This is a genomic window from Pseudanabaena sp. 'Roaring Creek', assembly GCF_001402795.1.
Lineage (GTDB): Bacteria > Cyanobacteriota > Cyanobacteriia > Pseudanabaenales > Pseudanabaenaceae > Pseudanabaena.
The window spans coordinates 1-2,026 of sequence record NZ_LIRE01000561.1 but is presented as its reverse complement, the minus strand read 5'-3'; the positions used below and the strand labels follow the sequence as shown (position 1 = coordinate 2,026).

At 42.4% G+C, this 2,026-nt stretch carries 2 protein-coding genes; both read right to left on the bottom strand.

The annotated features are described in order from the left end of the window. Positions 1–137: 137 nt before the first annotated feature. Positions 138–1,010 carry a neutral zinc metallopeptidase gene (locus tag AC805_RS16325; RefSeq protein WP_055076398.1) on the bottom strand — a complete coding sequence of 291 codons (873 nt, stop codon included), beginning with the start codon at positions 1,008–1,010 and terminating at the stop codon, positions 138–140. 82 nt (positions 1,011–1,092) lie between these two features. After that, positions 1,093–1,602, bottom strand: coding sequence for a GAF domain-containing protein (locus AC805_RS16320; RefSeq protein ID WP_055076399.1), 510 nt, complete (start codon positions 1,600–1,602; stop codon positions 1,093–1,095). Positions 1,603–2,026: the final 424 nt, after the last annotated feature.

Sequence of the window (2,026 nt, the reverse complement as noted above, 5' to 3'; positions counted from 1 at the left end):
GCGAAGCGCCGCCACTCTCTATTCGGTTTGATGTCCTGACTTAAGTGAATATAGTTATAAAACTAGTAAGGGTTTTTAAGTTAAGAAATGGCGTAGCCATTTCTTAACTTGGTATTACTTATACTTTAGAGTTGACTTTAGAGTTGATTAGTATTAAAGGTGTCGCATTGATTGATGTTCCCTGAATCTAGTCCGCGTTTAAACCAAGTTACCCTTTGTTGGGAAGTTCCGTGGGTAAAAGATTCGGGTACTACATGACCGCTTTTTGATTGTCTTTGCAAATAGTCATCCCCAATCTGGGTAGCAGTGTCGAGAGCCTTAGTCACATCCTTATCGGTAATCAATCCGCGCTGAGCCGTAGAATGTCCCCAAATGCCAGCATAACAATCCGCTTGAAGCTCCTGTCGTACCGATAGCTCGTTAGCTTTAACCTTGCTGCTGCTTGATTTTAATTGTCTGACCATACTCGAAGTTCCGCGCAGATTTTGGATATGGTGTCCGACTTCATGGGCGATCGCATAGGCTCTAGCAAAGTCGGCATCATTACCCGCCGTAGCCTCTAGATATTTAAAGAAACCCATATCTAAGTAAACTTTTTTATCCGCAGGGCAATAAAAAGGTCCCGCCGAAGTTTTTGCCGATCCACAGGCCGAATTGACAGAACCGTCAAATAAAACCAACTTAGGTGGTTGATAAGTCGTTTGTAATTGCTGTTTAAAAATTTTCCCCCAAGTATCTTCGGTGTCACCCAATACAGATTTGACAAAAGCTGAATCGCGGTCTTTGATGGGCTGTTTGACTAGCCCTTGAGGTGCAGGTGCATTTTTGCTTCCCGATAGGAACCCTAGCAATTGTGTGGGATCGACTTTGAAAACAAGCCCAGCAACGATCGCGATCGCGATTCCCCCAGCTCCCAGTCCGCCCAACATTCCCATTGATGAATTAGAGCCAGAGGAACCACCCCGCTCATCTTCAACATTGTCGCTCTCGCGCATTTCATCCCATTTCATATTGTCGATCCTCTGTGCCAAATTTTGTGCCAAATTTATGGTTGTGAATATAATGCCTTTTAGAGTCTGGAGAGCTGTTTTGCTAGTTTGTGTAGTCGCGGATAGAGGGGGCAGTTGCCAGCTCGTCAGAGTATTTGCGGATTGCTTCGATATCAGTGGGTTGCCAAGCTCGCAGATCGTGGCATTGATGGGCTACCAGTAACCCCCATAATTTTCCCTTAGATAGTACGGGTGCAACTAAGTTCGATCGCACCAGTAAACCGCGTAAAAAATCGCGATGACAGTCACTAATGTTTGCCTTCTCAATATCATCGATAGAATTGATCCGTCCAGCTAAATAGAGCAGTGCATAGTCAACATTGAAACAGTCATCGGGACCTGTCGAGCCAATTATCGAATATTTGCGATCGCTTATTGCTTCAAAAGTTACTTGTCCTTGCCATTGCTTGTAGAAATAGTAGAGAACAACGCGATCGACCCTGAGCAGATCTCTTAGTTCGTGAAGCGTAATATTCACAACAGAGTCTTGTTGTAGTTTATTGGTAATTCGCGATAAAACTTCGCTCAAACCGCGCTTAAAAGGATTCATCATTGCCAATAGATAAAAGACTAAATCTGAGAAAATTTGGGGACTAGATTTGGGGACTAGATTTGAAGGTGAGACTTGAGGGATGGAAATTAGCGATCGCTCTCGTAAGTAGCTAGGCATAATTAATTACAAACCAAAACCCATAAAGTTGCGCCCCGTAGGGGCGCAACTTTATGGGTTTTGGTAATTTATTTTGCACAAGCACTTACGACGTTGCGTTAACTACGAACTATTTTTAATTTTAAACTTGATCCAAAACTCGATCTCAAATTTGATTCTAAACTTGATGGGGATACATAGATTTATCAAGTTTTACGATAAAGCTATTATGAAGCCGATTTAGCTCTTTTAGCGCTTTATTTGCACATTAACTTATGCTCTGCGTTGCAATAGTTCATCCTACATATAATTAAGCATTCCTACTTAT

Bases quoted from the DNA above. Each gene is read 5' to 3' on its own strand.
- AC805_RS16325 (WP_055076398.1), bottom strand. From the start codon at position 1,010: ATGAAATGGGATGAAATGCGCGAGAGCGACAATGTTGAAGATGAGCGG.
- AC805_RS16320 (WP_055076399.1), bottom strand. From the start codon at position 1,602: ATGATGAATCCTTTTAAGCGCGGTTTGAGCGAAGTTTTATCGCGAATT.